Source organism: Neisseria sp. P0019.S002, assembly GCF_051957155.1.
GTDB classification, from domain to species: Bacteria; Pseudomonadota; Gammaproteobacteria; order Burkholderiales; family Neisseriaceae; genus Neisseria; species Neisseria perflava.
Genome location: NZ_JBQCWS010000144.1, coordinates 1 through 446 on the forward strand (window position 1 = coordinate 1; position 446 = coordinate 446).

A 446-nucleotide genomic window follows, 5' to 3' on the forward strand; every position below is an offset into this window, starting at 1 on the left:
ATTCCATACCGGCATAGCCTTGCGTGATGCCGTCGCACATGGCGGGCGTGCCGCCGGCGACTTGGGCAGTCGCGCCGTTTTTCTGTGCTTCGTCTTTGATTTGGTCAGGGAAGTCTTTAAATGGCTGGTGTGCGGACACCATGTCGTTGTAGGCAGTGATGATGCATAAGTTGGGGACGGTTTCCTGAAGCATTTCAATTTTGATGCTTTTAGGCATGGCGGCATAGCCGTGCGCCAAATTGCTGCAGCCGAGCTGGTTGTGCTCTAAGCGTCCCATCTGTTTGGCGCTGCGGATTTTCGACAGATACTTTTCACGCGTCGGGCGGCTGCGCTCGATGCTGCGCTCGGTAATTTCGGCGAGTTTCGGGTGCATAGGAGTGGGGTTCATGTGCGGTCTCCTGGCTAAACGATATGATAGGGATTTTGTTTGCGCGTTTCTGATTTTT

Annotated in this window: 1 protein-coding gene; it reads right to left on the minus strand. The window is 53.8% G+C overall.

Annotated elements, in window-relative coordinates; genetic code table 11:
* The coding region (locus tag ACTHTY_RS12005) for a dihydroxy-acid dehydratase domain-containing protein (protein ID WP_440367858.1) at positions 1–388 on the minus strand (388 nt) is incomplete at its 3' end.
* Positions 389–446: the final 58 nt, after the last annotated feature.